Origin of the sequence: Clostridium sp. AM34-11AC, assembly GCF_003435375.1 — a bacterium.
GTDB lineage: Bacteria > Bacillota > Clostridia > Lachnospirales > Lachnospiraceae > Pilosibacter > Pilosibacter fragilis.
In genome coordinates this window covers 876-2,002 of sequence record NZ_QWGL01000087.1, presented here as the reverse complement: position 1 = coordinate 2,002, position 1,127 = coordinate 876, and the positions used below count along the sequence as shown (strand labels likewise).

At 38.4% G+C, this 1,127-nt stretch carries 1 protein-coding gene; it reads left to right on the top strand.

Going from position 1 to position 1,127, the window contains the following annotated elements; translation table 11 throughout:
• Positions 1-127 precede the first annotated feature (127 nt).
• A complete protein-coding gene (locus DW826_RS17820) occupies positions 128-1,117 on the top strand; it encodes an ISL3 family transposase (protein ID WP_117485972.1) in 990 nt (329 codons plus the stop codon).
• Positions 1,118-1,127 lie beyond the last annotated feature (10 nt).

Sequence of the window (1,127 nt, the reverse complement as noted above, 5' to 3'; positions counted from 1 at the left end):
GGTTCTTTCTGAGTTTTGGGTATTTCAAGAAAAAGTAGATATGAAAGTATCTGCTTTTTCTTTTACTACATCACTTCTCGTATTTGGGTATTTATGATATAATAAAGTTATCAAAAGATGAAAGAAGATGAAAAGATTGAAGTATTTCCCGACACAAGATTATTCTTTTCTGTTAGATGAAAATCACTACGTTTATGACCATGTTGAAAATGAGGATAGCTTACATATCTATATCAAATCAAGAGAACATGGCTGTTGCTGCCCCGTTTGCGGAAAAATGAGTCACAAGCTTCATGCTACTTACAGGAGAAAATTTCAGGATACCCCTATCCGATGTAAACAGACTTTCTTACATGCAAACGTATATAAATATGATTGTGAGAATCCTGAGTGCGAATGCAAAGTCTTTATGGAAGATCTCCCGTTTGCGAAAGCTTCTCAGGTGCGCACAGATGCATTAAATACATTGGTTCTCGCCGTTTCAATGTTTCTGAGTAATGAGGGGGCAAGCAAAGTTTTGTCGCTACTCGGTGTCCAGATCAGTAATGACACGATACAACGTCTGTATGACAGGATCGAATTCATAGATAATCCGGATGTGGAAGAAATTGGAGTTGATGATGTGGCAATCCGAAAAGGGCAGACATATGCTACTGCCATTTACGATTTAAGGGATCACCATCTGATCGCATTACTGGACGGACGTGATGGCGAACCTCTAAAAGAATGGTTGAAATCACATAATAAAGTGCGCCTTGTTGCCAGAGACCGGGCAAGTGCATATGCTTCTGCTATCAACGAAATACTGCCGGATTGTATGCAAGTAGCTGACCGGTTTCATTTATTGCAAAACCTTCTTGAATATATGAAAGACATTTTCAAAGAAGAAATGCCCGCTAAATTATACATTCAAAATGGAAAAGTGTCTGAGAGCGCACCAGATAAGATATTGAAAGAAAAGACACCAGATAATGCCATACTTGACAGTCTGCACTATGATAATACTTCTCCGAGAGATCCGGATGGTAACGAGTTGTTTTATGATAATAAGAAACACAATTTAAACTCAGCACAATACCAGCATCACGAAGAGATGCGAAAAAAAAACAGCAATTGATCCGGAACAT

Coding starts and splice junctions, on each gene's coding strand:
- DW826_RS17820 (WP_117485972.1), top strand. CDS start 128: ATGAAAAGATTGAAGTATTTCCCGACACAAGATTATTCTTTTCTGTTA.